We start from the raw sequence: 1,372 nt of genomic DNA, 5'->3' as shown, positions 1-1,372 counted from the left end.
CTCACGGATGGCAGGTCTGCATAACGTGGATGCGCCAGTACGACACCGACGCCGAGGCCGGCACGTGCAACACCCCGGGAAGGACGCGATGTTCGACACCGAAGACGTGGGCGTGTTCCTCGGCCTGGACGTCGGCAAGAGCGCCCATCACGGGCACGGGCTGACCCCGGCCGGGAAGAAGGTCCTCGACAAGCAGCTGCCCAACAGCGAGCCGAAACTGCGGGCCGTTTTCGACAGGCTGACCGCCAAGTTCGGCACCGTCCTGGTGATCGTGGACCAGCCCGCCTCCATCGGCGCCCTCCCCCTCACCGTGGCCCGCGACGCGGGCTGCAAGGTCGCCTACCTGCCCGGCCTGGCCATGCGCCGGATCGCCGACCTGTATCCGGGCGAGGCGAAGACCGACGCGAAGGACGCCGCCGTGATCGCGGACGCGGCCCGCACCATGCCGCACACCCTGCGCTCACTGGAGCTGACCGACGAGATCACCGCCGAGCTGACCGTGCTCGTCGGCTTCGACCAGGACCTCGCGGCCGAGGCCACCCGCACCTCCAACCGCCTACGCGGCCTGCTCACCCAGTTCCATCCCGGCCTCGAACGCGTCCTCGGCCCACGGCTCGACCACCAGGCCGTCACGTGGCTCCTGGAGCGTTACGGCTCCCCGGCCGCCCTGCGCAAGGCCGGGCGCCGCCGGCTGGTGGAGGTGATCCGGCCCAAGGCCCCGCGCATGGCATCCCGGCTCATCGACGACGTCTTCACCGCCCTGGACGAGCAGACCGTCGTCGTCCCCGGCACCGGCACCCTCGACATCGTCATCCCCTCTCTGGCCGCCTCCCTGGCCGCCGTCCACACCCAGCGCCGGGCGATGGAAGCCCAGATCAACACCCTGCTGGAGGCTCACCCTCTTTCCCCGGTCCTGACGTCGATGCCCGGCGTCGGCGTCAGGACCGCCGCAGTGCTGCTGGTCACCGTCGGCGACGGCACCAGCTTCCCCACCGCCGCCCACCTCGCCTCCTATGCCGGTCTCGCCCCGACCACGAAGTCGTCGGGCACCTCGATCCACGGCGAACACGCACCCCGAGGCGGCAACCGGCAGCTCAAACGGGCCATGTTCCTGTCCGCCTTCGCCTGCATGAACGCCGACCCCGCCTCCCGCGCCTACTACGACAAGCAACGAGCCCGCGGCAAGACCCACACCCAAGCCCTCCTCCGCCTCGCCCGTCAACGCATCAGCGTCCTGTTCGCCATGCTCCGCGACGGCACCTTCTACGAATCCCGGACACCGACGGACATCGAGCTCGCCGCATAACCCCAGCAACACCGAACCACACCAAACCCGACAGGGGTGCCTTGACGGAAGACATAGAGGCACCCC

General features: G+C 69.8%; 1 protein-coding gene. It reads left to right on the top strand.

Annotated elements, in window-relative coordinates; translation table 11 throughout:
* Positions 1-88 precede the first annotated feature (88 nt).
* Positions 89-1,306 carry an IS110 family RNA-guided transposase gene (locus ACZ619_RS45850; RefSeq protein ID WP_469612010.1) on the top strand — a complete coding sequence of 406 codons (1,218 nt, stop codon included), beginning with the start codon at positions 89-91 and terminating at the stop codon, positions 1,304-1,306.
* Positions 1,307-1,372 lie beyond the last annotated feature (66 nt).

It is taken from the genome of Streptomyces sp. NPDC104367, from assembly GCF_055583825.1.
The sequence above is the reverse complement of the archived record's forward strand: the minus strand, read 5'-3'. Positions and strand labels throughout refer to the sequence as shown.

What these genes read in the sequence shown, in the direction of transcription:
- ACZ619_RS45850 (WP_469612010.1), top strand. Translation starts at nt 89, where the DNA reads ATGTTCGACACCGAAGACGTGGGCGTGTTCCTCGGCCTGGACGTCGGC.